This is a genomic window from Marinobacter lacisalsi, from assembly GCF_042651045.1.
Lineage (GTDB): Bacteria > Pseudomonadota > Gammaproteobacteria > Pseudomonadales > Oleiphilaceae > Marinobacter > Marinobacter lacisalsi.
Genome location: NZ_JBHSDI010000001.1, coordinates 62,523 through 87,010, shown reverse-complemented (window position 1 = coordinate 87,010; position 24,488 = coordinate 62,523). Strand labels below are relative to the sequence as shown.

General features: G+C 60.7%; 20 protein-coding genes. 14 read left to right on the top strand and 6 right to left on the bottom strand.

The window, feature by feature from the left end; all coding sequences use genetic code 11:
• Positions 1–37 precede the first annotated feature (37 nt).
• Positions 38–886 carry a DUF547 domain-containing protein gene (locus ACFOZ5_RS00380; protein ID WP_379884637.1) on the bottom strand — a complete coding sequence of 283 codons (849 nt, stop codon included), beginning with the start codon at positions 884–886 and terminating at the stop codon, positions 38–40.
• A gap of 216 nt (positions 887–1,102) precedes the next feature.
• Here ACFOZ5_RS00380 and ACFOZ5_RS00375 point away from each other — a divergent pair, with 216 nt between their 5' ends.
• The 12 genes from ACFOZ5_RS00375 (at position 1,103) to ACFOZ5_RS00320 (ending at position 18,212) form a co-directional block, all read left to right on the top strand.
• Entirely contained in the window at positions 1,103–1,948 is an 846-nt protein-coding gene (locus ACFOZ5_RS00375) for a UDP-2,3-diacylglucosamine diphosphatase (RefSeq protein WP_379884635.1), read from the top strand.
• A 291-nt stretch (positions 1,949–2,239) separates the two neighbouring features.
• Positions 2,240–3,091 (top strand): universal stress protein, encoded by an 852-nt coding sequence (locus ACFOZ5_RS00370; RefSeq protein ID WP_379885409.1) that lies wholly within the window; start codon positions 2,240–2,242, stop codon positions 3,089–3,091.
• 216 nt (positions 3,092–3,307) lie between these two features.
• Positions 3,308–4,411 carry an efflux RND transporter periplasmic adaptor subunit gene (locus ACFOZ5_RS00365; protein ID WP_379884633.1) on the top strand — a complete coding sequence of 368 codons (1,104 nt, stop codon included), beginning with the start codon at positions 3,308–3,310 and terminating at the stop codon, positions 4,409–4,411.
• Positions 4,411–7,467: an efflux RND transporter permease subunit gene (locus ACFOZ5_RS00360; protein WP_379884631.1), complete on the top strand. Its 3,057-nt coding sequence runs from the start codon at positions 4,411–4,413 to the stop codon at positions 7,465–7,467. Before ACFOZ5_RS00365 ends, ACFOZ5_RS00360 begins: the two co-directional genes overlap by 1 nt.
• Before the next feature lie 202 nt (positions 7,468–7,669).
• Positions 7,670–9,868: an FAD-dependent oxidoreductase gene (locus ACFOZ5_RS00355; protein ID WP_379884629.1), complete on the top strand. Its 2,199-nt coding sequence runs from the start codon at positions 7,670–7,672 to the stop codon at positions 9,866–9,868.
• Positions 9,869–9,917: 49 nt separating this feature from the next.
• A complete protein-coding gene (locus ACFOZ5_RS00350; protein WP_379884627.1) occupies positions 9,918–10,874 on the top strand; it encodes a radical SAM protein in 957 nt (318 codons plus the stop codon).
• 157 nt (positions 10,875–11,031) lie between these two features.
• Positions 11,032–12,441: a sodium:solute symporter family transporter gene (locus ACFOZ5_RS00345; protein WP_379884625.1), complete on the top strand. Its 1,410-nt coding sequence runs from the start codon at positions 11,032–11,034 to the stop codon at positions 12,439–12,441.
• Positions 12,438–13,403: a metallophosphoesterase family protein gene (locus ACFOZ5_RS00340; protein WP_379884623.1), complete on the top strand. Its 966-nt coding sequence runs from the start codon at positions 12,438–12,440 to the stop codon at positions 13,401–13,403. The genes ACFOZ5_RS00345 and ACFOZ5_RS00340 overlap by 4 nt, the downstream gene beginning before the upstream one ends.
• A gap of 133 nt (positions 13,404–13,536) precedes the next feature.
• The gene (gene ectA, locus ACFOZ5_RS00335) at positions 13,537–14,052 is read left to right on the top strand and encodes a diaminobutyrate acetyltransferase (protein ID WP_379884621.1); all 516 of its coding nucleotides are present in this window, start codon (positions 13,537–13,539) and stop codon (positions 14,050–14,052) included.
• A 155-nt stretch (positions 14,053–14,207) separates the two neighbouring features.
• Entirely contained in the window at positions 14,208–15,476 is a 1,269-nt protein-coding gene (gene ectB, locus ACFOZ5_RS00330) for a diaminobutyrate--2-oxoglutarate transaminase (protein ID WP_379884618.1), read from the top strand.
• A 53-nt stretch (positions 15,477–15,529) separates the two neighbouring features.
• Positions 15,530–16,972 (top strand): aspartate kinase, encoded by a 1,443-nt coding sequence (locus ACFOZ5_RS00325; protein ID WP_379884616.1) that lies wholly within the window; start codon positions 15,530–15,532, stop codon positions 16,970–16,972.
• A gap of 271 nt (positions 16,973–17,243) precedes the next feature.
• Positions 17,244–18,212: a sigma-70 family RNA polymerase sigma factor gene (locus tag ACFOZ5_RS00320; protein WP_379884613.1), complete on the top strand. Its 969-nt coding sequence runs from the start codon at positions 17,244–17,246 to the stop codon at positions 18,210–18,212.
• A 38-nt stretch (positions 18,213–18,250) separates the two neighbouring features.
• Here ACFOZ5_RS00320 and ACFOZ5_RS00315 read toward each other — a convergent pair whose 3' ends face one another.
• From ACFOZ5_RS00315 to pdxH, 5 genes are all read right to left on the bottom strand, one after another.
• Positions 18,251–18,697 (bottom strand): DUF3429 domain-containing protein, encoded by a 447-nt coding sequence (locus tag ACFOZ5_RS00315; protein ID WP_379884611.1) that lies wholly within the window; start codon positions 18,695–18,697, stop codon positions 18,251–18,253.
• A complete protein-coding gene (locus ACFOZ5_RS00310; RefSeq protein WP_379884608.1) occupies positions 18,694–18,999 on the bottom strand; it encodes a DUF6482 family protein in 306 nt (101 codons plus the stop codon). The genes ACFOZ5_RS00315 and ACFOZ5_RS00310 overlap by 4 nt, the downstream gene beginning before the upstream one ends.
• Before the next feature lie 77 nt (positions 19,000–19,076).
• Complete coding sequence (locus ACFOZ5_RS00305) at positions 19,077–19,688, bottom strand: DNA-3-methyladenine glycosylase I (protein ID WP_379884607.1); 612 nt, start codon at positions 19,686–19,688, stop codon at positions 19,077–19,079.
• A complete protein-coding gene (locus tag ACFOZ5_RS00300; RefSeq protein ID WP_379884605.1) occupies positions 19,685–20,467 on the bottom strand; it encodes a 4'-phosphopantetheinyl transferase family protein in 783 nt (260 codons plus the stop codon). Before ACFOZ5_RS00300 ends, ACFOZ5_RS00305 begins: the two co-directional genes overlap by 4 nt.
• Positions 20,436–21,071, bottom strand: a complete 636-nt coding sequence (gene pdxH / locus ACFOZ5_RS00295) for a pyridoxamine 5'-phosphate oxidase (RefSeq protein ID WP_379884603.1) — start codon at positions 21,069–21,071, stop codon at positions 20,436–20,438. Before pdxH ends, ACFOZ5_RS00300 begins: the two co-directional genes overlap by 32 nt.
• A 93-nt stretch (positions 21,072–21,164) precedes the next feature.
• On the opposite strand from pdxH, the gene ACFOZ5_RS00290 reads away from it, so the two are divergent.
• Together ACFOZ5_RS00290 and yfbR are read left to right on the top strand one after the other, a co-directional pair.
• A complete protein-coding gene (locus tag ACFOZ5_RS00290) occupies positions 21,165–23,879 on the top strand; it encodes a DUF748 domain-containing protein (protein ID WP_379884601.1) in 2,715 nt (904 codons plus the stop codon).
• Entirely contained in the window at positions 23,876–24,484 is a 609-nt protein-coding gene (gene yfbR, locus ACFOZ5_RS00285; RefSeq protein ID WP_379884599.1) for a 5'-deoxynucleotidase, read from the top strand. The genes ACFOZ5_RS00290 and yfbR overlap by 4 nt, the downstream gene beginning before the upstream one ends.
• The last annotated feature ends 4 nt before the right edge of the window (positions 24,485–24,488 follow it).

Sequence of the window (24,488 nt, the reverse complement as noted above, 5' to 3'; positions counted from 1 at the left end):
GGCGGAGGGACCCTATAGGCAGAGTGCCTGGACGGCGTTATCGCCGCAGCTCCGGGAAATTGCCGGGGCGGTTCAGTGACCAGTCGTAGTCAATGTATTCGATGGCGCTGGTCTGGCTGACGGCCTCCGCGACCTCGTCATCGGCCCATTTCCGGACAAATGCCCTGACTGACCCCGCCTCGTCCTCGAAATCGGCCTTGTACCAGTCGAACAGCTCGGTCAGGCGCAGGTTGCTGCCGGCAATCTCCAGGTGTCTTGGGGTATTGAATGCCAGGCGTGTGTTTTCCGCCAGTAGCTGCTCCAGGTTGTCTGCGGTATAGATCTGCTGGCGCAGGGGCGGGCAACCGACTGAGGCACAGTTGACGGCGAAATGAACCCGGGCCTCTTTCCAGCCTTTTCGCCCGTACTCCTCCCCCAGCAGGATGTCCTTCTCCATCTGGTCCAGGGAGTAGTCCTCCCCGCCAACGTTGAACAGGGGGCGCTCGAAGATGTTCTTGGTGAACGGGTTTACACGACCACCATAGTCCCACACCGACGAAATCAGTTCGCCATCAGGGCGTTCGGTGAGGATCTGATCGATCATGAAGAAGTTATAGGCGTTGAGCCAGAAGGCAATCGCCTGGTTCCTGTCGTCCAGCCCGGAAGGATCCACCTTCGCCAGCCGCTTGCGCTGGTCGTCCAGCAGGCTGTCAGTGTCGGGGTGTGCCAGTGCGGCGTCGTAGTTGAAAGCCGTAACCAGGCCTCCATCGTCCGGCTGATGCTCAATCAGGTGCTGGTCGAGGAGTTTCTGGTAGGGGGAGAACAATCGTTCGACCTCGATGGCGCCTGCCGGCATGGCCAGGAAGGACACCAGTCCTGCGAATAACAATGTAATTCGGTAGCGCATGGCGGGCTCCTGAATGGGCGCATTAGTGTGGCTCTGCCTTGGACACGGGCAGGCTGCGGTTGTTACAGGCTCTGATCCGGTCGTCGCGGCAACCACCCTCAATGGGTACGGGTCACCATTTCCGCCGGTTTCACTGAACTGACCGCAAAATGTCACGGCTTCTTCATTTCCCTTTGCCAGCCTGAAGCCATGACAAGGCAATCATCAGGGCCCGGCATGCAACAGTACCGCAGCGTTTTCATTTCCGACGTTCACCTGGGTACCCCGGACTGTCAGGCGGACTATCTGCTGGATTTTCTGGGGAAGGTTCATTGCGACACCCTCTATCTGGTGGGTGACATTGTGGATCTGATTGCCATGCAGCGGCGTGTGCACTTCCCGCCCAGCCACGAAGCGGTGGTGCACCGGCTGCTGGCCATTGCCGACAGCGGCACCCGGGTGATCTATGTGCCGGGCAATCACGACGAATTCATGCGTCGATTCTGCGGTCAGACCATCAGCGGCGTCGAGATTCATCACAAGATTGTGCACACCACCGCGAACGGACGGCGCTTCATGGTCTGTCATGGCGACCAGTTTGATCAGGTGGTGCGTTGCAGCCCTCTGATGCTGCTGGTGGGGGATCACGCCCATGGTCTGCTGCTGAGGATGAATCGCTGGTTTGCCGCCTGGCGTCGTTTGCAGGGCAAGCCCTACTGGTCGTTGGCGGCGTGGCTGAAGGGGCGCATCGGCAAGGCCCGTACCTTTATCCGCCGGTTTGAACTGGCGGCGCTCACCGCGGCGGAGAAGGGCAACTATGACGGCTTTATCTGCGGGCACATCCATTCCGCGGGCTTCCTGCGCAGCGCCGACGGCCTGTACTGCAATGACGGAGACTGGGTGGAGCACTGTACCGCTCTGGTGGAAGGCCACGATGGGCGACTGGAACTGCTGCACTGGTCCGAGCAGCCTTCGGTGCTTGCCCAGGAGCCCGACGCGCCGGCTCCGGAAATCAGCGGTGAACGTCGCCCGGTCATCGACATCCTGCCGGCAGCCTTCCTGGAGCAGGTCAACCGGATATAACCTGCCCTGCATCTCCGGTCCGGGAGTGATGACCGCCCTTCTCTGAACTATGGCCCCGCCTCCACCTGCCCGGTCATTTCCGGGGTTCGATACCCGCCACTACCGTGCAGCGCGTCAGGTTTTTTTCAATGGGTCGGAAAAACGCACCGAATTCTTTGACTTCAGGGAAGCGCCGGATAAGGTGGTGGTTAACCTTCACAGGGCCCGCTTCCGGGGTGTTTCTGCCGTGGCGACCCTGGTGAGGCAGTGATCGAGTTCCGTTTCAACAATGACCACGAAAGCGAGAACGCCATGCTACGAGTAGTCGCCTGTATCGATGGCTCCCGGGCCGCCCCGGCGGTGTGTGACTATGCCGCCTGGGCCAGCAAGTATATGGACGTGCCCCTGATGCTGCTGCACGTACTGGATGAAGAACGTTACCCGGTGGCCCCGGACCTGGCCGGCAATATCGGCCTGGGCAGCCGTGAGCATCTGCTGGAGGAACTGGCGGAGCTGGACCAGCAGCGCAGCAAGCTGGCACTGGAGCAGGGGCATCATCTGCTGGAACAGGCCGAGCAGCGGGTGGCCGAATCGGACCTCACGGGTGTGATAAAGCGTCAGCGCCACGGCGACCTGACCGAATCACTGCTGGCGCTGGAGGATCAGACCCGGTTGCTGGTCATGGGCCTGCACGGTGAGAGCAGTTCCGACCGTGACCTGCACATTGGCAGCCAGCTGGAAACGGTGATCCGCAGCCTGCACCGGCCGATCCTGCTGGTCCCGGACGAATTCACACGGCCCGGAAGCGCCATGCTGGCCTTTGATGGCAGCAATACCGCGTTCCGCAGTGTGGAGCTGCTCGCGGGCAGCCCGGTTATCAAGGGCATGCCGCTGCATATCGTGATGGTCGGGCCGGAAACCGGTGACCGCTGGGAGCAGCTGAAAAAGGCGCAAAGCATGCTGGCGGCCCCCGGCACCGATATCCAGCTGGCCATCCGCGCCGGCGATGTGGAGCCGGCCCTCCATGCGTACCAGCAGGAGCATGATATCGATATGCTCGTGATGGGGGCCTACGGTCACTCCCGCATCCGCCAGTTCCTGGTGGGCAGTACCACCACGACCATGCTCAAGACAGCCGAAAAGCCTTTGGTGATCCTGCGATAGAACGCCCTGGTCCGGTGCCATGGTTGTCGGCACCGGGGCCTGCCGCACGTCACTGCTTTGTACAGAAAATAACCTTGAATACAAGACTGTTTCGCTTGCTTATAAAATGAAATAATCGGCGATTACGGTATTGTTGTATCTTTCTCCGGTGTCAGGCTCCGACAGGGGCGACTGAGCCAGCGGGGCTTGCTTTGATTTTTTCAGGGATTGCTAACCATGCGCACGTTTCTCCGTTTTCTCATTGTCATCGTGCTCCTGGGCTTGGTGCTCGGAGGCATTTTTGGCTACAAGTTTTACCAGTTCGGCCAGATGAAGGAGCAGATGTCCCAGCCGCAGCCGCCGGTGGCGGTCAGCGCTACCACCGTGGCTAGCGAACAGTGGACTCCCGCCCTCAAGTCCGTCGGCAGTGTGGAAGCAGTGAACGGCATCCGCGTCGCCAACGAAGTGCCCGGTGTGATTCAGGAGATCGCGTTCGAATCCGGCGATACGGTCGGGAAGGGGGATGTGCTGATCCGGCTGGATTCGCAGATTGACGAGGCGGCCCTGCGTACCCGCCGCGCCGAAGCCCAGCTGGCGGCCCAGGAGTTCAAGCGTATCGGGGACCTGCTGCCCCGCCGGGCGGTCTCCCAGTCTCAGTACGACGAGGCCAAGGCCAACTATGACGCGGCCCGGGCCAGGGTCAATGAGGCCGAGGCCCAACTCAGCAAGAAGGTTATCCGCGCACCCTTCGACGGCACCCTCGGGCTGCGGCTGGTGGACCAGGGCGAGTACATAGCCACCGGCACCCCTATCGTCGAGATCAACATGCTTGACCCCATCTACCTGGACTACACCCTGTCAGAGCGGGAACTGCCCAGGGTGGACCGGGGATATGAAGTCGAGGCTACCGTAGCGGCGGTCCCCGGTGAGACCTTTACTGGCGAGGTCAGTGCCATCAATACCTCGGTCAACCCGGAAACCCGTACTGTGCGTATCCGCGCGACCCTGGCGAACCCTGACGGCAAGCTGCGCCCCGGCATGTTCGGCACGGTCATGACCCGACACCCGGAGCAGGAGGCGGTGCTGACCCTGCCGCGCACGGCGGTATCCTACAACACCTATGGTGACTATGTGTTCCTGATTGAAGAGAACGACAGTGGTCAGCTCACCGTCACCCGCCGCTCAGTGGATACCGGTGAGGTGCGGGGCAACAAGGTCGCCATCACCGGTGGCGTGGAAGAGGGCGACCGGGTGGTTGCCAAGGGCCTGCTGAGACTGCGGGCGGGCCAGCCGGTTGAGATCCAGAAGGAAGAAGATCAGCCGGCGGAGGCGTCCGAGTAATGAAGTTCACCGACGTATTTGTCCACCGGCCGGTACTGGCCACGGTGGTCAGCCTGCTGATCCTGCTGCTCGGGGCCCGTGCTGCCCTGGAGATGGAGATCCGCGAATACCCGAAGCTGGAAAGCACCACGGTGACCGTTGCCACGGCGTACCCGGGGGCCAGTTCCGAGCTGGTAAAGGGCTTTATCACCACGCCGCTGCAACAGGCCATGGCCGAGGCCAGCGGTATTGACTACCTCACCTCCACCAGCTCTCAGGGCATGTCCGTCATCAACGCCAAGATGGAGCTGAACTATGACGCCAACGATGCGCTGGCGGAAATCCAGGCCAAGGTGGCCAGCCAGCGCAACGTGCTGCCCGCGGATGCCCAGGATCCGGTGATTACCTCGGAAACCGGGGATTCCACCGCCCTGATGTATATCGCGTTCTACAGCAACGACCTGGATGTGCCCCAGATCACCGACTACCTGACAAGGGTGGTGCAGCCCAAGTTGCAGGCCCTGGCCGGGGTGGGCAAGGCGGACCTGCTGGGCCGTACCTTTGCCCTGCGCGCCTGGCTCGACCCGGAACGTCTGGCGGCGGTGGACATGACGCCCCAGGAAGTGGTCAGCGTGTTGCTGCGGAACAACTACCAGGCGGCCGTGGGCAATACCGAGGGCAAGTACACCAAGATCAGTCTGACCAGTGACACTGACGTGTCGGACCTGGACCAGTTCCGGGACCTGGTGGTGAAGGAAGCGAATGGTTCCATCATCCGCCTGCGGGACATTGCCCGGGTGGAACTGGGCTCCCAGAGCTATGACAACCTGGCCCTGTACAAGGGCCAGCCGGCCACCTATGTGGCCATCGAGATGTCTCCTGGTGCCAACCCTCTCACCGTGGCACAGCTGGTCAAGGACGAACTGCCGGGGATCAGGGAACAGCTGCCTTCCGGGCTTGATGTGCGCCTCGCCTACGATGCTTCCCAGTTCATCGATGACTCCATCAATGAAGTGATCAAGACCCTGCTCGAAGCCATTGTCATCGTACTGGTGGTGGTGTTCCTGTGCCTGGGATCACTGCGCGCGGCGCTGGTGCCCTCGGTGGCGGTGCCGCTGTCACTGATCGGCGGCGCCTTCGTCATGCTGGTCATGGGGTTCTCCCTTAACCTGCTGACACTGTTATCGATGGTACTCGCCATCGGGCTGGTGGTGGACGATGCCATCATCATGGTGGAAAACGTGCACCGCCACATCGAGCAGGGCGAATCGAAGTTTGATGCCGCCCTCAACGGTGCCCGGGAAATGGCGGTTCCGATCATCGCCATGACCACCACCCTGGTGGCGGTGTATGCGCCCATCGGCTTTATGGGTGGGCTGACCGGTTCGCTGTTCATCGAGTTCGCCTTCACCCTGGCGGGTACCGTTATAATCTCTGGCATTGTCGCCCTGACCCTGTCGCCGGTGCTGGCCGGGGCTGTTCTCAAGCCCCATGGCAACCCCAGCCGTTTCGAACAGAAGGTCGAGAAGACCTTCAACGGGCTCGCCAGCCTCTACAAGCGGGCACTGGCCTCCCTGATGAACACGATTTCAGTGGTGATCTTCTTTGCGGTCATTGTCTTTGCGTCCATCTTCTTCATGTTCATGCTCAGCCAGAATGAGCTGGCACCAGAGGAAGACCAGGGCATCCTGTTCTATCAGGGCAAGGGGCCGCAGACATCCACACTGGAATACCTCCGGGAAGAGGGCACTGAGGTCCAGCAGCGGATGACCACCGTGGAGGGCTACGAGGAAGACTTCATGATCCTGGGCATTACCGGTCCGAACGAAGTCTTTGGCGGCTTCAAGATGGCGCCCTGGAGTGAGCGCTCGGTGACCCAGTTTGAGGTTCAGCCCAAACTGAATGCCGAGCTGAACAAGGTCACCGGCCTGCAGACCGCAGTGTTTGCGCCGTCGGCCCTGCCTGGCTCCGATGGCCTGCCGTTCCAGTTTGTCATCACCACCGGCGGCGATTACGAACAGCTCAACGAGGTGGCCAGTGAGCTGCAGGGCAAGGCCATGCAGAGTGGCAACTTCATGTTCCTGCAGAAGTCCATCGACTTCGACAAGCCGGTGGTACAGATCCAGGTGGACCGCGATCGGGTGGCGGATCTCGGGCTGTCGATGCAGGATGTCGGGCAGGCCATGTCCAGCATGCTGGGGGGCGGCTATATCAACCGCTTCAGCATGGAGGGTCGTTCCTACCAGGTGATCCCGCAGGTGGAACAGGATTTCCGCATCAGCGAGGAGGCACTGAACGACTACTACATCCGCGCGGACACCGGTGAGCTTGTGCCTCTGGGCAGTGTGGTCAGCTTCGAGGAGGGCGTGGAACCTTCCCAGAGAACCCAGTTCAACCAGCTCAACTCCATCACCCTGCAGGGTGTGGTGATGCCCGGTGTCGCCATGGGGGATGCCATGAACTGGATGGAGGAAAACGCCGCCGAGGCCTTCCCCCTGGGCTTCAGTTCCGACTACATGGGCCAGACCCGGCAACTGGCTACCGAGGGCAGTGCCCTGATGGTCACCATGATGCTGTCATTGCTGGTGATCTACCTGGTGCTGGCGGCGCAGTTCGAGAGCTGGCGTGATCCACTGATCATCCTGGTGTCCGTACCGCTGTCGGTGGCCGGCGCCATGGCGTTTATCGTGCTGGGGTTTGCCACCGTCAACATCTATACCCAGGTGGGGCTGATCACCCTGATCGGTGTGGTGGCCAAGAACGGTATCCTGATCGTGGAATTCGCCAACCAGTTGCAGATCGAGCGCAGGCTGAACCGGCGTGAGGCGGTGCTGGAGGCGGCGGCAATCCGCCTGCGGCCAATCATCATGACATCGCTGGCACTGATCTTTGCCATGGTGCCGCTGCTGATTGCCGTGGGGCCGGGCGCCCAGAGCCGCTTTGCCATCGGTCTGACCATTGTCGCCGGCCTGGGCATCGGCACCCTGTTTACCGTGTTTGTGTTGCCGGCCTTCTACATCCTGCTGGCCAGGGACCACAACGCCGGTCATTCGCATGAGGAGGAAGCCACGGCATAAAGGTGGCCAGGTAACCGTGACAAAAGAGGGCTGATCAGCCCTCTTTTTTTTGATACCCCGGCCAGCGCTTTTCGTATGGTCCGTTACGGATGGCTTTGCGAGATACCCGTTATCCTTTTGTGAGGTTTGCAGGTTAACCTGTAACGCATGGTCGATTCGGGTGTCTGGATACCCACATTCTCTGAAACGGAACGAATAGACGATGTCGAAACAGAAGCTGATCGTGTTGGCGTTGATAGTGGTTGCGGTGGGGGCATTCCTGCTCCTAGGCGGCCCGGAATTACTGACGCTGGACAATCTCCAGCGGCACCAGACGTCCCTTGATCAGTGGATTGCCGGGCACCTTTTACTGGCGGTTTCCCTCTACGCCCTGATCTACGTTGTGGTCACGGCCCTGTCATTGCCGGGCGCTGCGGTCATGACGCTGGCGGGCGGTGCCTTCTTCGGCAATATGGTCGGCCTGCTGACGGTATCCCTGGCCTCCACCATCGGCGCTTCCATCGCGTTTCTGGTGGCCCGGTTCCTGTTGCGGGATACCCTGCGGCGCAAATATGCCAACACCGTCAAACGTATTGATGAGGGCATCGAGAAAGATGGGGCGTTCTATCTTGCCACCCTGCGACTGGTACCGGTATTTCCGTTTTTCCTGATTAACCTGACCATGGGTCTGACCGGCATGAAGCTGCGGACTTATGCCCTGGTCAGTTGGCTGGCGATGCTGCCGGGTACCTTTGTGTATGTGAATGCCGGCACCCAGCTGGCGCAGATCCAGAGCATGGGTGACATTGTCTCGGCAGACCTCCTGCTGTCGTTTGCGTTGCTGGGGCTGTTCCCGCTGATCGCCAAGTTTGTGGTCGGGTTCATCCGCCGTCGCCGGGCTTATAAAGGATTTACCAGACCGGACAGCTTCGACTACAACCTGCTGGTCATCGGTGGTGGTTCCGCCGGACTGGTGTCCGCGTACATCGCCGCGGCAGTGAAGGCAAAGGTTGCCCTGATCGAGCGGGATCGCATGGGCGGCGATTGCCTCAATACCGGCTGCGTGCCTTCCAAGGCCCTGATACGCAGCGCCAGGGCGGCAGACACGATGCGTAACGCAGACCGTTACGGCCTGGATGCCGTGCCGGTGTCGGGCTCCTTCACCAGCATCATGGGGCGGGTGAAACGGGTCATCGCGAAGGTGGAGCCCCACGATTCTCCGGAACGCTATCGTGGCCTGGGAGTGGATGTGGTTGCCGGCAGTGCTGCCTTCGTCTCGCCCTGGGAAGTCGACGTCACCCACAACGATGGGCGCCGCGAACGGCTCAGCGCCCGGAGCATCGTCGTGGCCACTGGTGGCAAACCCTTTGTGCCCCCGATTCCGGGGCTGGATGCCATGGACCCGCTGACCTCCGAGAACCTGTGGGACCTGGAAGAGCAGCCGGAGCGTTTGCTGGTACTTGGCGGCGGCCCGATCGGCTGTGAGCTGTCGCAGGCGTTTGCCCGCCTGGGCAGCCAGGTGACTCAGATCGAGGCGGGAAGCCGTATCCTGGCAAAGGAAGATCCGGACGTGGCGGAACTGGTCATGGACACCTTCCGTCGTGAAGGCATTGATCTCCGGCTCAGCCACAAGGCAGTGGAATTCGAGCGGCAGGAGGGCGAGAACCTTGTCTGGTGCGACCATGAGGGAGAACGGGTGAAGATTGCCTTTGACCGAGTGCTGGTGGCCGTAGGCCGTGCCGGCAATACCGAAGGCCTGAATCTTGAGGCGCTGGGCATTGAGCCGCGGGGCAATGGCACCGTTCCGGTGGAAGAAGACATGTCCGTGGGCTTTCCGAACGTATTCGCCTGCGGTGATGTCGCCGGCCCCTACCAGTTCACCCACGCCGCCTCCCACCAGGCCTGGTATGCCGCGGTGAACGGCCTGTTTGGGCAGTTCAGGCGCTTCCGGGTGGATTATCGCGTACTGCCCTGGGTGACCTTCACCGCTCCGGAGGTGGCCCGGGTCGGACTCAGTGAGGAGGAAGCACAGGCCCAGGGTGTCGCCTACGAGGTCACCCGCTACGAGCTTGGTGAGCTTGACCGGGCCATTGCCGAAGACGAGGATCATGGCTTTATCAAGGTGCTTACCGCTCCGGGCAAGGATCGCATCCTGGGGGCGGTTGTCGCCGGAACCCACGGCGGCGAGATCCTGGCGGAGTTTACCCTTGCCATGAAACACGGTATCGGCCTCAACAAGATTCTGGGCACCATTCATCCCTATCCCACCTGGAACGAGTCGGCCAAGTCCGCTGCGGGTGTGTGGAAGCAGGCCCATGCGCCACAGGGCGTGCTGGCGTGGCTGGCAAAGTTCCATCGCTGGCGGCTGGGAAGTGGTCAGCCTGGCGCCTCTGCCCGTAAACAGAACGAGTCTGTAACATAACGACCGTTGCCGTGTCTGAGAAATCACAGAGAATAAAACCGGAGCGCCTATGCCCCTGACTGCAGAGAAGATCATACCCACGACCGAAGTGCTGGAGCCCCGGGCACGGGACAGCTGGACTCACACCCGGGACGGAGATCCCCGTGGATACATCGACTCTGACCGTCTGAAGGAGCTTTGGATTCACACCGGCACCGCCTGCAACCTGGCCTGTCCCTTCTGTCTTGAAGGCTCGCACCCGGGCGACGGGCGCATTCCGGGGATGAAGCTCAGCGATGTTCGCCCCTTTATCCATGAGGCCCTGGGCATGGGCGTGGAGCAGTTCTCTTTCACCGGTGGCGAGCCGTTCGTGATCCGGGATTTCGTCAATATCCTCGACTACGCCAGCCAGCACCGGCCCTGTTTTGTACTGACCAACGCGACGGATCCGCTGCTTAAACGTCGACACCAGGTGCTGCCACTGCTGGACAACCCCCATCCGATCCACTTCCGCGTCAGCCTCGATTTCCCGGATGCGGCCCGCCACGACGTGGACCGGGGCGAAGGCAGTTTCGACAAGGCGCTGGAAGGCATCCAGTGGCTGGTGGAGCAGGGTTTCAAGGTATCCATTGCCCGCCAGACGGATACCGATGAAGACCCCGTACAGGTGGAAGAGGCTTTCCGCTCGATCTTCCGTGACTGGGGCATTCCCGACACCCTGGCTTTCACTGCTTTCCCGGACCTGGGCACCCCCGGCACCGACGATGGCAGCCCGGAAATCACCGAAACCTGCATGGAAAAGTACCCGACCCGGGAAAGCCGGGCCCACTTCATGTGCACCTATACCCGCATGCTGGTGAAGAAGAACGACCAGGTGCGTGTCTACGCCTGCACCCTGGTGGACGACGACCCCGAATACGACCTGGGCGGCACCCTGGCGGAAAGCATGGACGAGCGCATCATGCTGCGGCATCACCGGTGCTTCGCCTGTTACCGGTTCGGGGCGAGTTGCGGGGCGCCTGAGTAGCCTGAGAGAAGCCTTTCTCCCTTGTTGGCGCCGAATAAGCCCCTCTCCCCCGGTGGGGAGAGGGGATATATGGCGCTGAACACCGGGTGTCGCAGGGTTCGCACCACGCCAACCTGACTTTGAAGATCCAAATAACGCACGGAAAGGGGAATAATCGATGACCGGCACTGAGGCCACCCTGTTCTGGGGGTTCCTGATCGTTTATGGGGTGGTGATGTACGCCCTGTCCCCGAAAAGCCGTAATCCGGCCTCCTTCTACAAGGGCGCGGATGACCATGGGCGCCCGGTTGGCCAGTGGTCACTGACCGCCTCCATCTTCATCAGCTGGATCTTCGCCAAGTCGGTGACCAACGCCGCCAACCTGGGGGCCGCCTATGGTGTCACCGGCGGGTTGGCCTACGCGGCCTACTGGCTGTCGATTCCGGTGGCCGGCTACATCATCTACCTGATTCGCACCCAGACCGGTGCCGGCAGCCTGCAGGAGTTTCTCATCTCCCGCTTCGGACGGCTGGCGGCCCTGAGTTTTGCTGCCGCCATACTGATCCGGCTTTACAACGAAGTGTGGAGCAACACGGCGGTAGTGGGCGGTTACTTTGGCAGCCCCGGTGAGTGGCCCTATTACACAGCGGCGATGGTGTTTACCGCCTTCACCCTGGCGTACAGCCTCAAAGGGGGCCTGCGCAGCTCTATCTTTACCGACGTGATCCAGGCCGTGGTGTTCGTATTCTTTGTGGCGGCGGTACTGTTCCTGATCATACCGGCCAACGACACCGGCACCCTGCTGACCACTGGCGAGTTCCGCCTCGACGCCGGTATGGATTTGCTGCTGGTGGCCGGGCTGCAGCTGTTCAGCTACCCGTTCCACGACCCGGTGCTGACGGACCGGGGGTTTGTGAACCGTGAGAAGACCATGCTGAAGAGTTTTGTGGTGGCCGGCCTGCTGGGTTTCGTGGCGGTGTTTATCTTCAGTCTGGTGGGCGTGCATGCGCAGATCAATGGTATCGAGGCAGCCGGTAATGCCCCTGCTGCCGTTGGCCAGTCCCTGGGCCTGACGGCGCTGTTCCTGATGAGCGTGGTGATGATGACCTCCGCCGGTTCGACCCTGGATTCCACCTTTACCTCTTTCTCCAAGTCCATTGCCGTGGACCTGCCCAGGCTGGCCCGCAGGGCGGTCGAGCGTCTGCCCAGCATGAAAGTGGGGGCGGCGGTGATGATCATTTTCGCCATTCTCGGCAACCTGCCCATGTTTGCCGGCACCGATATCCTCAAGGCCACCACCATCTCCGGCACCATGGTCATGGGGCTGGCGCCGGTGTTCCTGTTCTATGGCTTTACCCGGTGGTCGCCCTGGAGCTTCCACCTGAGCTTCTGGAGCGGGCTGACCTTGGGTGTGCTGATGACCATTGGCTGGATTCCCGACTCCTGGGCTATTGGTGAGGGTGCCTATGGGTTGCTACTGGGTACCAATGCCTGGGGCATACTGATCTGCACCGCCGGCTTCTTCCTGCCCCTGGTTGTTCGCAGGCTGGCGGGCCGGTCGCTGCCGGCGTCGGAAACCAGTGCATGACGGAAGGCCGCACCTGTCCGCTGCATTACCGCTATCGGCCCGGCGATCTCACCCGTGAGCCGGTGGCCTGTGACGCCGACGTGCTTTATGTGATCGGTGGGCTTTATGGTAACCCCTATGCGCTGGACGAAGTGGAGGCCCTGGCAGAGCGTGAAAAGGCACGGGGCCACCGGGTTCAACTGCTGTTCAACGGCGATTTCAACTGGTTTAACGCCAGTGATGAGCTGTTCCGGAGCATCAACACCCGGGTGTTGGGCCACTGGGCCACCACCGGCAATGTGGAATATGAGCTTGCGCAACCGGCAGGCGACGCCGGCTGTGGCTGCGCCTACCCGGAGTTTGTGGATGATGGCGTGGTTGAGCGTTCCAATCGGATCATGGCGCGCTTGCAGTCGGTGGCGGCAAATCATTCCGTTCTACAGGATAAACTGGCGGATCTGCCCCGCTACCGGTGCCTGATATTTGGAGGCCTAAAGGTTGTTGTTCTGCATGGTGACCCGGAGTCCCTGGCGGGGTGGGGGCTGTCCCACGAAATGCTGGAAGCCCACGGCGATGGGCCTCTCGTCACCTGGTTTCGTCAGACCGATGCCGATGTGATTGTCAGCACCCACACCTGCCTGCCGGTGATGCGCAGCCTGACGGTTGACGGCCAGCCCCGTCTTTTTCTGAACAACGGCTCGGCGGGGATGGGCAACCTGGCGGGAGACACCACCGGTCTGGTGGCCCGCATCGCCGCATCCCCGCCACCGGAGGGGGCCTTTTCGCTGCCGTCCTTGCTGCCACTGAGCGCGGCGCTGGTGCCCGTACACTTTCCCCTCAAATCCTGGGTGACGTTGTTCGACCAGCTCTGGCCGGCGGGTACTGACGCAGCTGTGTCATATCGCCATCGTATTCTTAACGGAACCAGCCTGACCGTGAAACAATTGATCCATGACACTGGAACGGTTGGAAAAGTCCTCTAATATTACTGAAGGCAATGATGGCAGGCGCTATCTGCCCCTGGTCGGAGCGCGGGAGCGCTCCCCGTGGCCCGGTTGATTTTTCTTTTGTGGTCTATATAATTCACCACTAACGTTTGCAGCGAAAAGGCTGAGCATGACAACCGAAGGTTCAAATACCACCGCCATCACCCTCCGCAAACCGGTGAAGGATGATGGCTACCGGCTTCACCGGCTGGTGGCGGAATGCCCCCCGCTGGACCCCAACTCGATCTACTGCAACCTCCTGCAGTGCAGCCACTTTGCCGACACCGGCGTGGCGGCGGAAATAGACGGCGAACTGGTCGGCTTTATTTCCGGATATATCCCTCCCCAGCAGCCTGACACCGTGTTTGTCTGGCAGGTGGCCGTCCACGAGAAGGGCCGCGGCAAGGGGCTCGCCAAGAAAATGCTCAAGGAGATCGTGGGCCGGGACGAGTGTCGCGACGTCACCCATATGGAAACCACGATCACTGAGGATAACGAAGCCTCCTGGGCACTGTTCCGTTCATTTGCCCGGGACCTGGGTGCTGAAGTGAAGTACCACGAGCATTTCGAGAAAGAGATGCACTTCGGCGGCCAGCACGACTCCGAATTCCTGCTTCGTATCGGGCCCTTTACCCAAAAGGGCTGATCGCACCGCCATCACATCGGTTATAAGGGCCGGCAGGGGATAAGAGGAACCCCTGCCCTTTGTGCCCCTGACACTGTGTGGTGTGCCGGTCGCGACCGAAACCCGTCCGGCACGCCGCATTTCCACCTCGAACCTATATGCTAAGAGGCAAGACAATGGAAATCTTCAAGTCCACTGAATCTGAAGTTCGCGTTTATTCACGGGCCTTTCCGGTCATTTTCAACCGGGCCAAGAACGCGCACCTGTACACCGAAGACGGCAAGGAATATCTGGATTTCCTGGCCGGCGCCGGGTCCCTGAACTACGGCCACAACAATGACGTTATCAAGAAGGCGCTGCTGGAATACGTGGAGGCCGATGGTGTCAGCCAGGGCCTGGACCTGTTCACTACTGCCAAGCATGACTTCATCGAGTCCTACAAGACGCACATCCTCGAGCCCCGTGGCCTGAACTACAAGATGCAGTTCACCGGCCCCACCGGCACCAACTGTGTGGAAGCGGCCCTGAAGCTGGCCCGCAAGGTGAAGGGTCGTACCGGTATCATTTCCTTCACCAACGGCTTCCACGGTGTCACCACCGGGGCGGTTGCCGCCACCGGTAACAAGCACCACCGTGGTGGCGTTGGTATGCCGCTTGGTAATGTGGATTTCATGTTCTACGACGGCTACCTGGGCGAGAATGTCGATACCCTGGCCATTATGGACAAGGTGCTGTCCGATGGTTCCTCAGGTTTTGAAACCCCTGCCGCAGTGATCGTGGAAGCGGTCCAGGGCGAGGGTGGTCTGAACGCCGCACGGGCTGAATGGCTGCAGGGTCTGGAAAAGCTCTGTCAGAAGCACGACATGCTGCTGATCCTGGACGATATCCAGGCAGGCAACGGCCGTACCGGCGAGTTCTTCAGTTTTGAGTTCGCCGGCATCAAGCCGGATATGGTGACGGTATCCAAGTCACTGAGTGGCTACGGCCTGCCCATGGCCCTGGTGCTGTTCAAGCCGGAACTGGACATCTGGGAATCCGGTGAGCACAACGGTACCTTCCGTGGCAACAACATGGCGTTTGTCACCGCTCGTGCCGCGGTGGAAACCTACTGGAAGGACGATGCGTTCGCCAATGAAGTGAAGGCCAAGACGAAGGTGCTGGGCGATGCCCTGCAGTTGATCTGTGACAAGTATCCGGGCGAATTTCACGTCAAGGGCCGCGGCCTGATGCGCGGCATCGAGGCGAAGCGGGCGGAGCTGACCGACGCCATCACCAGTCGCGCCTTCGAGAAAGGCCTGATTATCGAGACCAGTGGCCCCAATGACGAGGTCATCAAGTGCCTGATGCCGCTCACCACCAGTGAGGATGACCTGAAAAAAGGTGCTAAAATTCTGGCTGAGAGTGTGGACGAAATCATGCAGGAAGGGATCAGTGAGGCGTCGTAAGACGCTTCCGACCTCCCTGGCCATTCATTCTGCAAGATGGACACGGAAACACCATGACTAGCCAATTGCATACCGTCGAGAAAATCGGCGGTACCTCCATGAGCAACTACGAGGCGGTCCGTGACAACATCATCATCGGCGACCGCAAGAAAACCGACCTTTACCAGAGGATCTTCGTGGTGTCCGCCTATGGCGGTGTCACCGATGAGCTTCTGGAACACAAGAAAACGGGTGAACCCGGGGTGTATGCCCTGTTCGCCGACGCCGAGTCCGACTGGGCCTGGGCTGACGATCTGACCAAGCTGGTGAAGATTCTGACCGACATCAACGGTGAGCTGTTTGTCGACCCCATGCTCAAGCAGCAAGCCGACCAGTTCATTACTGACCGCGTCGAGGGTGTCCGGGGTTGCCTGATCGATCTTCAGCGGCTGTGTTCCTATGGCCAGTTCCAGCTTGAGGAGCACCTTCTGACGGTGCGTGAGATGCTGGCTGGTATCGGTGAAGCCCACAGTGCTTTCAACACCGCGCTGAAGCTTCAGCAGGAAGGCATCAACGCCCGTTTTGTGGATCTTACCGGCTGGCGCGATAACGAGCTGCTGCCCCTGGATGAGAAGCTGAAGCAGGCTTTCGATGCGGTCGACCTGAGCCGCGAACTGCCCATCGTGACCGGCTATGCCCAGTGCAAGGAAGGCCTGATGCGGACCTTCGACCGCGGCTATAGTGAAATGACCTTCAGCCGGGTGGCGGTGATCACCGAGGCCCGCGAAGCCATCATCCACAAGGAATACCATCTGAGCTCCGCCGACCCCAACATCGTCGGCGCCGACAAGGTGGTGCCCCTTGGCCGCACCAACTACGATGTGGCGGACCAGCTGGCCAACCTGGGCATGGAGGCGATCCACCCCCGTGCCGGCAAGGGCCTGCGCCAGAACGAGATTCCCCTGCGGGTGAAGAACACCTTCGAGCCGGAGCACACGGGTACCCTGATCACCGGTGATTACGTCAGTGAGAAGGCCCGTGTCGAGATTATCGCCGGTGCCAAGGGCGTCTTCGCCATCGAAGTGTTCGATCAGGACATGCAGGGAGAGCCGGGCTATGATCGTCGCATTCTCGAGATTCTGACCCGTTTCAAGGTACGGTTCATGTCCAAGGACACCAACGCCAATACCATTACCCATTACGTGGATAGCACGCTCAAGCACGTGAAACGGGTGGTCAAGGCCCTTGAAGAACAGTTCCCGAATGCGGAACTGAGTACCCGCAAGGTCGCTCTGGTCTCCGCTATTGGCAGTGACATGAAGGTTCCGGGCATCCTGGCACGCTCTGTCAAGGCGCTGGCCGATGAAGAAATCAGTGTGCTGGCCCTTCACCAGTGCATGCGCCAGGTGGATATCCAGTTCGTGGTGGACGAGGATCATTACAAGAGGGCCATCGTGGCCCTCCACGGTGTGCTTATCGAGCCCCACAACCACGAATACGCCATCGTGGCGGCCTGAGGCCAGACCTCAGGTCCATTGATTATCGGTGGGTGGAACCGGTCGCTTCATCCGCTGGTAAAGGAGGGTGTCTTGCCTCCTGATCGGACCCCCGGCACGCGCCTGCCGGGGGCGCCGGTCCGTCTCTCTATTTTTCTATCCGCTTCACGGCACTTCCCTGTTTCACTACTCTCTGGCCGGTTAATCCGCGCCTGACCCCCTGTCGTAAAACCGTTAAACAACCCCGGATGGTGGTGGGGTTGTTCAGTTATGGGTCCGAAGCGGAGTGCCTATGAGCAAGATGACCTTCGATGATTTTCCGGAGAGCCTGGTGTCCCGGTATTTCCGGGATGTATCCGATAACGATATGCTGACGGTTGAACGCGAGCAGAGGCTGGCAAGACGGCTGTCACGATGTTTCGTGATGGTGGGGGAGCTTGCCGGTCAGTCTGAACCTTCCACCCTTCGTGAGGCCCGCGCCTGTTATGACAGTTTACCGACCAGCCTGCGAGCAAACCGCGTTCGCCGTCTGATTGAAGCCAGTCGTGACCTGCTGATCCGGAGCAACCTGAGGCTTGCCGTCCATATCGCCCGCCGTCATGAGCACGCGGGCGGCAGTGGCATGTCTGATCTGATCCAGGAAGCCAACGTGGGGCTGATCAAGGCCGTGGACCGATTCGATCCCGCCCGGGGCTTTCGTTTCTCCACCTATGCCTACTGGTGGATCACCGAGGAAGTCCGTCGCAGCCAGAAGCGGGGCCAGCGGGTGGTTCATACCCCGGACCATATCGTCGACGAGATCCGACAGCTGCAAACCATCACCATGCGTCTGCACCACCGTCTGGCCCGTGCCCCCAGGCAAAGTGAACTGGCGAGGGAAATGGAGGTGTCGCCGTCACGCATCAGCGAAATCCGGGGCTTTGCCGCTGCTGAGTTATCCACCGAGCTTCCGGTGGGTATTGAGGGCGGCACCTCCCTCGGGGATACCCTGTCTGATAGCCAGCCCAATCCCATGGACCTGGTGCGGAGCCGTGACCACGGCCGTGTTCTGGAAAGCTTGCTGGCCCAGTTGAATGACCGGGAACAGGAGGTGCTGAAACGGCGCTTCGGCATCAACCTCAGAACCGAGGAAACGCTGCAGGTCATTTCCGACGATCTCGGCATCAGTCGTGAGCGGGTGCGGCAGATCGAAAAAAGTGCCCTGCGTAAACTGCAGCAGATTCGTCAGGAACAAGGGCGCACGGATACCGGTACACCCTGAGCCGTGTTTTTGGTCAGGGACGATCAGCCTTCCTCAACTCAGTGCAGATAAAGCCACGCCATAACCATCAACTGGCACGTGACCACCACCACGGTGAGTCCGATACGCAGCCGGCGATACCATTGCGGCCAGTAATTATATAGCCAACGCACGTCGATCAGACACAGGCCAAGGTAGAGCGCCGGGTAGATCACCGCCCGCCAGCCCAGCGGAAGCAGCAGCGTCAGGCCCCCGGTCAGGAACAGGACCTGGCTGATAATGAGTGTCACCATCGGCGACAGCGGATAGCAGCGGTTTTCCAGCTGCATGGCCACCGGCCAGTACACCCCTGACATGAAGGCCAGCAGCCCGGCACTGTAGATGTAGAACCACTTGATCAGCCAGGCATCATGCTCCGGCATCAGAAACAGGCCAAAAGCCCCGACAAGAAAGGGGATGAGCCCCGCAAGCCCTACCAGGATGGCCAGCCGCTGGATAGCAATCATCGGTCCTGCCTCTGGAGCTGAATGCGCATGGGGGCTACCGGGGCAGGGTCCATACCCACCATTTCGTTGTAGGCCGAGGCGTGTACCACGTCGGTACGGGCGATGGGAATATCCCGGAGTGTGTCCTGCGCCTCCCAGCTACTGCGGAACAGGCGGGTATGCCCGTCGGCATCGGAAAGAACCAGGGTCTGATCTCCGATCCTGAGCCTGGCCATGTATCGCTGACCTTCCAGGGAGATGAGTTCCATTAACGTCACGGCCCCGGTGTCTGGCCGGTAGAGTTCAGCAAGAGTAATACGCACGAGCGGTCCCCAGTATCGGTAGGTCTTTCTCTATAGGGGTTTGTACGCGCGGGGCTCAGGGGAAGATCATTGGCCGTTCAGAAAAGTGGATGGTGTCCCATCTTACGGCAGGGCTCATGGGCCGGGCACTGCACCAGGTGATCATTGACCATACCGGTGGCCTGCATGAAGGCGTAGACAATGGTCGGGCCGACAAAATTGAAGCCCTCCTTTTTCAGCGCCTTCGACATGGCTTCGGCTTCGGCGGTAGTCACCGGCACGTCGGCAAACGCCTGCCAACGGTTCTGGATGGGACGGTAATCGACGAACGCCCAAAGGAATTCGCCGAAGGAATCACCACGCTCCCGCAGTGCGAGGTAGCTGCGGGCGTTTCCAATAATTGAACGTACTTTCAGTTTGTTGCGGACAATGCCGGGGTTGGACAACAGCTCTTCCACCTTGCGGTCGTCATAGCGGGCAATCGCCTCCGGATCGAACTGATCATAGGCATTACGATAGTTTTCCTGCTTGCGCAGGATGGTGATCCAGCTCAGCCCCGCCTGCTGGCCGTCCAGGCACAGCTTTTCGAACAGAGCCTGGTCATCGGTCTCGGGCCGGCCCCACACCCGGTCATGGTAGTCCACGTAGAGCGGGTCAGTGCCGCACCAGGGGCAGCGTTCTCCCTGGTCGGGGTACTCGTTGACGGTCATTCCGGGGCGTCCTGTTCCGGTGATAGCTGTTTCAGCGGGCAGATAACCCAGGGCTGTTCGCCCAGGCGTTCCAGTTCGGCCGGCTGCATATGGGCCTCGTCGTTGTTATGGACCAGGTGCAGCTCGGGGGCCGCCTCGGCGGACTCATCCTGCCAGACCACGGCAATCATGAAGCCCTCCGCTTCCGTCAGGGCAGCATGCCAGTTCTCGCCCGGGCGGTCGCCGGTCAGTTCCAGGTTGGCCGTCACCTCGAGTGTGCGGAGGTTATTGGCGATGCCGCGGCCGGTAGCCTTCAGCCAGGCCTCCTTCAGGGTCCAGACCTTGAGAAAGGCCTCCTGGCTGGACTGGGATAGCAGCCAGTCCTGCTCCCGGGGGGTGAACCACCGGCGCACGATCTTTCGCCAGTTGGACTCCCGGAAAAGGGGTTCGATATCTACCCCGATGCCAGTGTGCGAGGAAATGGCACAAGCCGACATGCCGTGACTGTGGCTGAGTGACAGAAACCAGCCTTCAGGCTCGGCAGAGGCCACCGGCCGGCCATGTACCGGCCGGCACAGGTGTGGCGCCTTGCCACTGACGCCATAGAGCGACTGGCGTATCAGCCAGCGGCTGTGCACGTATTCCATCAGCTGGCCGGTTGCCATGCCGGCGGCTTTTTCCCGCTCGTATTCGCCCAGCCAGTCGGGGAAGTCATACGGCTCCAGGGGCTGCCGGCCCAGCCATACTGAGATGCTGGCGCGAACCGGTTCAGGGTTGGAGTCGTTGGATTGTCCAGCCATCATGGCTCCTGAGATATTCGAAACGATCATGCAGGCGGCTTGGGCGCCCCTGCCAGAATTCGATACGTTGGGGAACGACCCGATACCCCCCCCAGAAGGAAGGCAGGGGAACGTCCCCATCACCGAACTTGCGCTTGATTTCAGCCACCTTCTGCTCCAGCAACCCGCGGGAACTGATCACGCGGCTCTGCTCCGACACCCAGGCGCCCAGCTGGCTGCCACGGGGGCGGCTGGCAAAATAGCGCAGGGATTCCGCCTTGCTGACCCGGGTAACCTCGCCCTGCACAATGACCTGGCGATTGAGGCCGATCCACGGGAACAGTAACGCAGCCCTCGGGTTTTCTTCCAGCTCCGCGGCCTTGCGGCTGCCGTAGTTGGTGTAGAATACGAAACCCTGGTGATCGAAGTACTTCAGCAGCACGGTGCGCAGGTCCGGCTGCTGATCCGCCCCGGTGGTGGCCAGTGACATGGCGTTGGGCTCCAGTATGCCGGCTTCCCGGGCATCGTTGAACCAGTGTTCGAACTGTCGGACGGGGTCGCTGTCCAGCTGCTCACGATCGAGGCCCTCGCTCTCGAAATCGCGGCGCATATCACCTATGTCCATCGGGCTTTCCTGTTATAAAGGTTGGGTTCGAATCTACGGTTCTATATTCTTTCAGGATCAGGCGTAATTGAGAACCGCAAAGGAGTGAATGGTGTGACCGAAACTGCCCGACAACAACCGGCCTACCGCCGTTGGTGGTTCTGGCTACTGGTTCTGGGGCTGGTCTATCTGGTGACGGGCTTCGGCCTGATCCCCCTGTACCTGTCCTCCGCCATTCCGGAAAGGTTCCAGCAGCATCTGGGCTGGTCGGCGGAGATCGACGACGTCGGTTTCAACCCTTTTACCTTTTCCTTCTCACTGGACGAACTGTCTGCCACTGACCCATCGGGAGAGCGGGTTCTGGAAGCCGATTCGGTCGATCTCAACCTGGGGCTGATCGATCTGATGCGCGGTACGGTCCATGTGGAACACCTGGCGTTGGACAATCCGTTCCTGCGGGTTGATCTGCTTGAGGACAACCGCATCAACCTGATCGAAGACTGGCGCCGGCAGAACCAGGAGGCGGCCGACGACAGCGGCCACTACCCGGTCGTGTTCGACGAGGCGACGATCAACAGTGGCCGTCTCCGGTTCCGGGATTTCATCAATGGTACAGACAGTGCCGCCCGGGAAATCGTGATTGATTCCCTCGAACTCACGCTGTCGAACCTGGTGAGCCGGCAAAGCGATGAGCCCGGGGAATACAGCCTGCGGGCGGTGGTGGATGATCAGGTGCTGGAGGGGAATGGCACACTCAACCTGGTCCCGCTGTGGTCCAACGGACGTCTTGCCCTCAACAATGTCTCTGCCATAACCCTGCAGCAATGGCTGGGGCCGTATCTGCCCTGGACCTTGCAGGAGGGGCGCATTTCCCTCAGCACGGCGTTCCAGTTTGCCTTCGACGATCAGGGCGTGGCACTGGCGACGCGGGATGGTGAAGTGACAGCCGGAAATCTGGCACTGGCGGATCCGGCCCAGCCGGAAAACACCCTGGCCAGCGCCGATGGCCTGTCCCTGAACGGCGTGTCTTTCAACCTGGAGGGGCCGGAACTGGTGGTTTCCATGGTCCAGGGAGAATCGATTCACCTGAATGCGGTCATGAGTCCTGACGGGCAACTGAACCTGACCCGTCCATTGCAGGGTAATGAGCAGGAGGGTGGCGACTCTGGCCGTTTCCGGTGGTCGGTGGGCAATCTGGCGTTAAGTGGCAGCACCATTGACTGGCGGGACAACCGGCCGGCTACACCAGTGCAGCTGGGGTTGCAGGATCTGGAACTGAACCTTGGCGCCATGACCGAGCAACTGGAAGAGCCCATCAGCTACCAGATGCAGGCGACCCTGGAGCCGGGTGGCAGTGCGTCCGCCAATGGTCAGTTTACCCTTCACCCGCTGACGTTCGAGGGTGGCATCAACCTCGATCAGATCGTTCTGGCTCCGTTCAATGGCTATGTGCAGCAGATCAGCCAGATGGAGGTCCGCGACGGCACACTCAACCTGGCCGGCAATATCGATATCGATGTGCAGGACGACCCCCTGACCGGAACCTTCAGTGGCCGTGGCAGTATCAGTCATTTCAACGGTCAGTTTGCGGACGAGGAAGAGCCGGTGGTCACCTGGCGTGAACTGCGGCTGGATCCCATCGAGTACAACTTTGCGCCGGCACGACTCGAGATAGGCACCGTGACGGTGTCCGAGCCGGAGCTTAACGTGATCAACTATCGCGACCGGCCCCATAATGTGACCCGTCTGCTGCAGCCTGTTGCGAACGAGGAGTCGGTGGCTGATCAGTCCGGCTCCGGCGGCGGGGCGTCGCAGGAAGCGCAGAACCTGATCTTCAGGCTTTCCCGGCTGGAGCTGGCCAATGCCGAGATCCGATACACCGACCAGACCCCCAACCCGCCATTTACCGGCAGGGTCCATGACCTTGCGGCCTCCGTGTCCGGCCTCAGCAACATCACGCCGCAGCGCGGGCAGTTCACGCTCACTGGGATGGTGAACGACTCCGGTGAGCTGGAGGCGGATGGCACGATTGCCACCCTGGGCACCGATGACCGCTCGCGTATCAATGTGACCCTGAATGACCTGTCGATGCCCGTTACCAGTCCCTACTTCGCCTTCTATCTGGGGTACCGGGTGGATGGCGGCAAGTTGTCCGCTGAAGGCACGTACGATCTTCGGGGCACCAGGCTGGACTCGACCACGGCCCTGACCCTGGATCGTATTGAGCTGGGCGAGGCTGTGCAAAGCGACACGTCGATCACTGCTCCGGTCAAACTCGGCCTGACGCTGCTTCGTGACGGTGACGGCCGTGTCACCCTGGATATTCCCGTGAATGGTAACCTGGCCGACCCGGAGTTTGACCTGGGGCCGGTGATGATGAAAACCCTTCGTAGCACCCTGGTCAAGGCAGCCATGTCGCCATTCAACCTGCTGGGTTCAGTGATCGATCTGGCGGGTTTCTCCCCTGACGAACTGGGTGAGGTGGCGTTCCTGCCGGGAGAAACCACCCTGGTGATGGGGGAATACACCAAGATGGAAACCGTCGCCGAGGCACTGAAGGCCCGTGAGGGGCTGGTGCTGGCCATTCGTGGCCTGGCTGTGGAAAGTATCGACCTGCCCGCACTGGAAGCCGGCCTGTCGGAAGATAAAACCTTGCCGGATGGGGCGCTGGATGGCCTGGCCTCTCAACGGGGCCAGACCCTCAAGCGATTGCTGACGGATGAATATGACGTGCCCGACGGGCAGATTTTCCTGCGGGCCCACAAGGTGGAGCCGGGCGACGGCGAGGCCAGCCAGGTAGATATCGAGTTCCAGCTGGAGGCAAGATGAGCCGCCGTCGCGCCAGTCACTTTTTTGCCTACATCGGCCGCTTGCGGTGGATTCGTCGCTGGGGGTTGATGCGCAACGCCATCGACGAGAACGTTGCCACCCATTCCTGGGAAGTGGCCACCATCGCCCATGCCCTGGCGGTCATCCGTAACCGGGAGTGTGGCGGCAGGGTCAACCCGGAGACGGTAGCGACAGCGGCTCTTTATCATGACGCCACGGAAGTGATCACCGGTGATATGCCAACACCGGTGAAGTATCACTCTGCCGTCATGAGGGAGGCTTTCAGGGATATCGAGCACAAGGCATCCGACGAATTGCTGGCGTTGCTTCCGGAGTACCTGCGCGATGACTTCGCGCCCTACATACAGGAATCCCGCTGGGGGGATGACGTGGCGGAACTGGTGAAAGCGGCCGATCGCCTGTCGGCCCTGCTCAAGTGTGAGGCGGAAATCCAGGCGGGTAACCGTGAGTTCGAGCCAGCGGCCCAGCAGATACGACAGCGTCTGGAGCAGGACAATCTGCCGGAGGTGGTCTACTTCCTGGAAGTCTTTGCACCCGGTTACAGTCAGCCGCTGGATCACCTCCTGGGAGGTGAGGCAACATAGCCTT

What these genes read in the sequence shown, in the direction of transcription:
- ACFOZ5_RS00380 (WP_379884637.1), bottom strand. Translation starts at nt 886, where the DNA reads ATGCGCTACCGAATTACATTGTTATTCGCAGGACTGGTGTCCTTCCTG.
- ACFOZ5_RS00375 (WP_379884635.1), top strand. Translation starts at nt 1,103, where the DNA reads ATGCAACAGTACCGCAGCGTTTTCATTTCCGACGTTCACCTGGGTACC.
- ACFOZ5_RS00370 (WP_379885409.1), top strand. Translation starts at nt 2,240, where the DNA reads ATGCTACGAGTAGTCGCCTGTATCGATGGCTCCCGGGCCGCCCCGGCG.
- ACFOZ5_RS00365 (WP_379884633.1), top strand. Translation starts at nt 3,308, where the DNA reads ATGCGCACGTTTCTCCGTTTTCTCATTGTCATCGTGCTCCTGGGCTTG.
- ACFOZ5_RS00360 (WP_379884631.1), top strand. Translation starts at nt 4,411, where the DNA reads ATGAAGTTCACCGACGTATTTGTCCACCGGCCGGTACTGGCCACGGTG.
- ACFOZ5_RS00355 (WP_379884629.1), top strand. Translation starts at nt 7,670, where the DNA reads ATGTCGAAACAGAAGCTGATCGTGTTGGCGTTGATAGTGGTTGCGGTG.
- ACFOZ5_RS00350 (WP_379884627.1), top strand. Translation starts at nt 9,918, where the DNA reads ATGCCCCTGACTGCAGAGAAGATCATACCCACGACCGAAGTGCTGGAG.
- ACFOZ5_RS00345 (WP_379884625.1), top strand. Translation starts at nt 11,032, where the DNA reads ATGACCGGCACTGAGGCCACCCTGTTCTGGGGGTTCCTGATCGTTTAT.
- ACFOZ5_RS00340 (WP_379884623.1), top strand. Translation starts at nt 12,438, where the DNA reads ATGACGGAAGGCCGCACCTGTCCGCTGCATTACCGCTATCGGCCCGGC.
- ectA (WP_379884621.1), top strand. Translation starts at nt 13,537, where the DNA reads ATGACAACCGAAGGTTCAAATACCACCGCCATCACCCTCCGCAAACCG.
- ectB (WP_379884618.1), top strand. Translation starts at nt 14,208, where the DNA reads ATGGAAATCTTCAAGTCCACTGAATCTGAAGTTCGCGTTTATTCACGG.
- ACFOZ5_RS00325 (WP_379884616.1), top strand. Translation starts at nt 15,530, where the DNA reads ATGACTAGCCAATTGCATACCGTCGAGAAAATCGGCGGTACCTCCATG.
- ACFOZ5_RS00320 (WP_379884613.1), top strand. Translation starts at nt 17,244, where the DNA reads ATGAGCAAGATGACCTTCGATGATTTTCCGGAGAGCCTGGTGTCCCGG.
- ACFOZ5_RS00315 (WP_379884611.1), bottom strand. Translation starts at nt 18,697, where the DNA reads ATGATTGCTATCCAGCGGCTGGCCATCCTGGTAGGGCTTGCGGGGCTC.
- ACFOZ5_RS00305 (WP_379884607.1), bottom strand. Translation starts at nt 19,688, where the DNA reads ATGACCGTCAACGAGTACCCCGACCAGGGAGAACGCTGCCCCTGGTGC.
- ACFOZ5_RS00300 (WP_379884605.1), bottom strand. Translation starts at nt 20,467, where the DNA reads ATGGCTGGACAATCCAACGACTCCAACCCTGAACCGGTTCGCGCCAGC.
- pdxH (WP_379884603.1), bottom strand. Translation starts at nt 21,071, where the DNA reads ATGGACATAGGTGATATGCGCCGCGATTTCGAGAGCGAGGGCCTCGAT.
- yfbR (WP_379884599.1), top strand. Translation starts at nt 23,876, where the DNA reads ATGAGCCGCCGTCGCGCCAGTCACTTTTTTGCCTACATCGGCCGCTTG.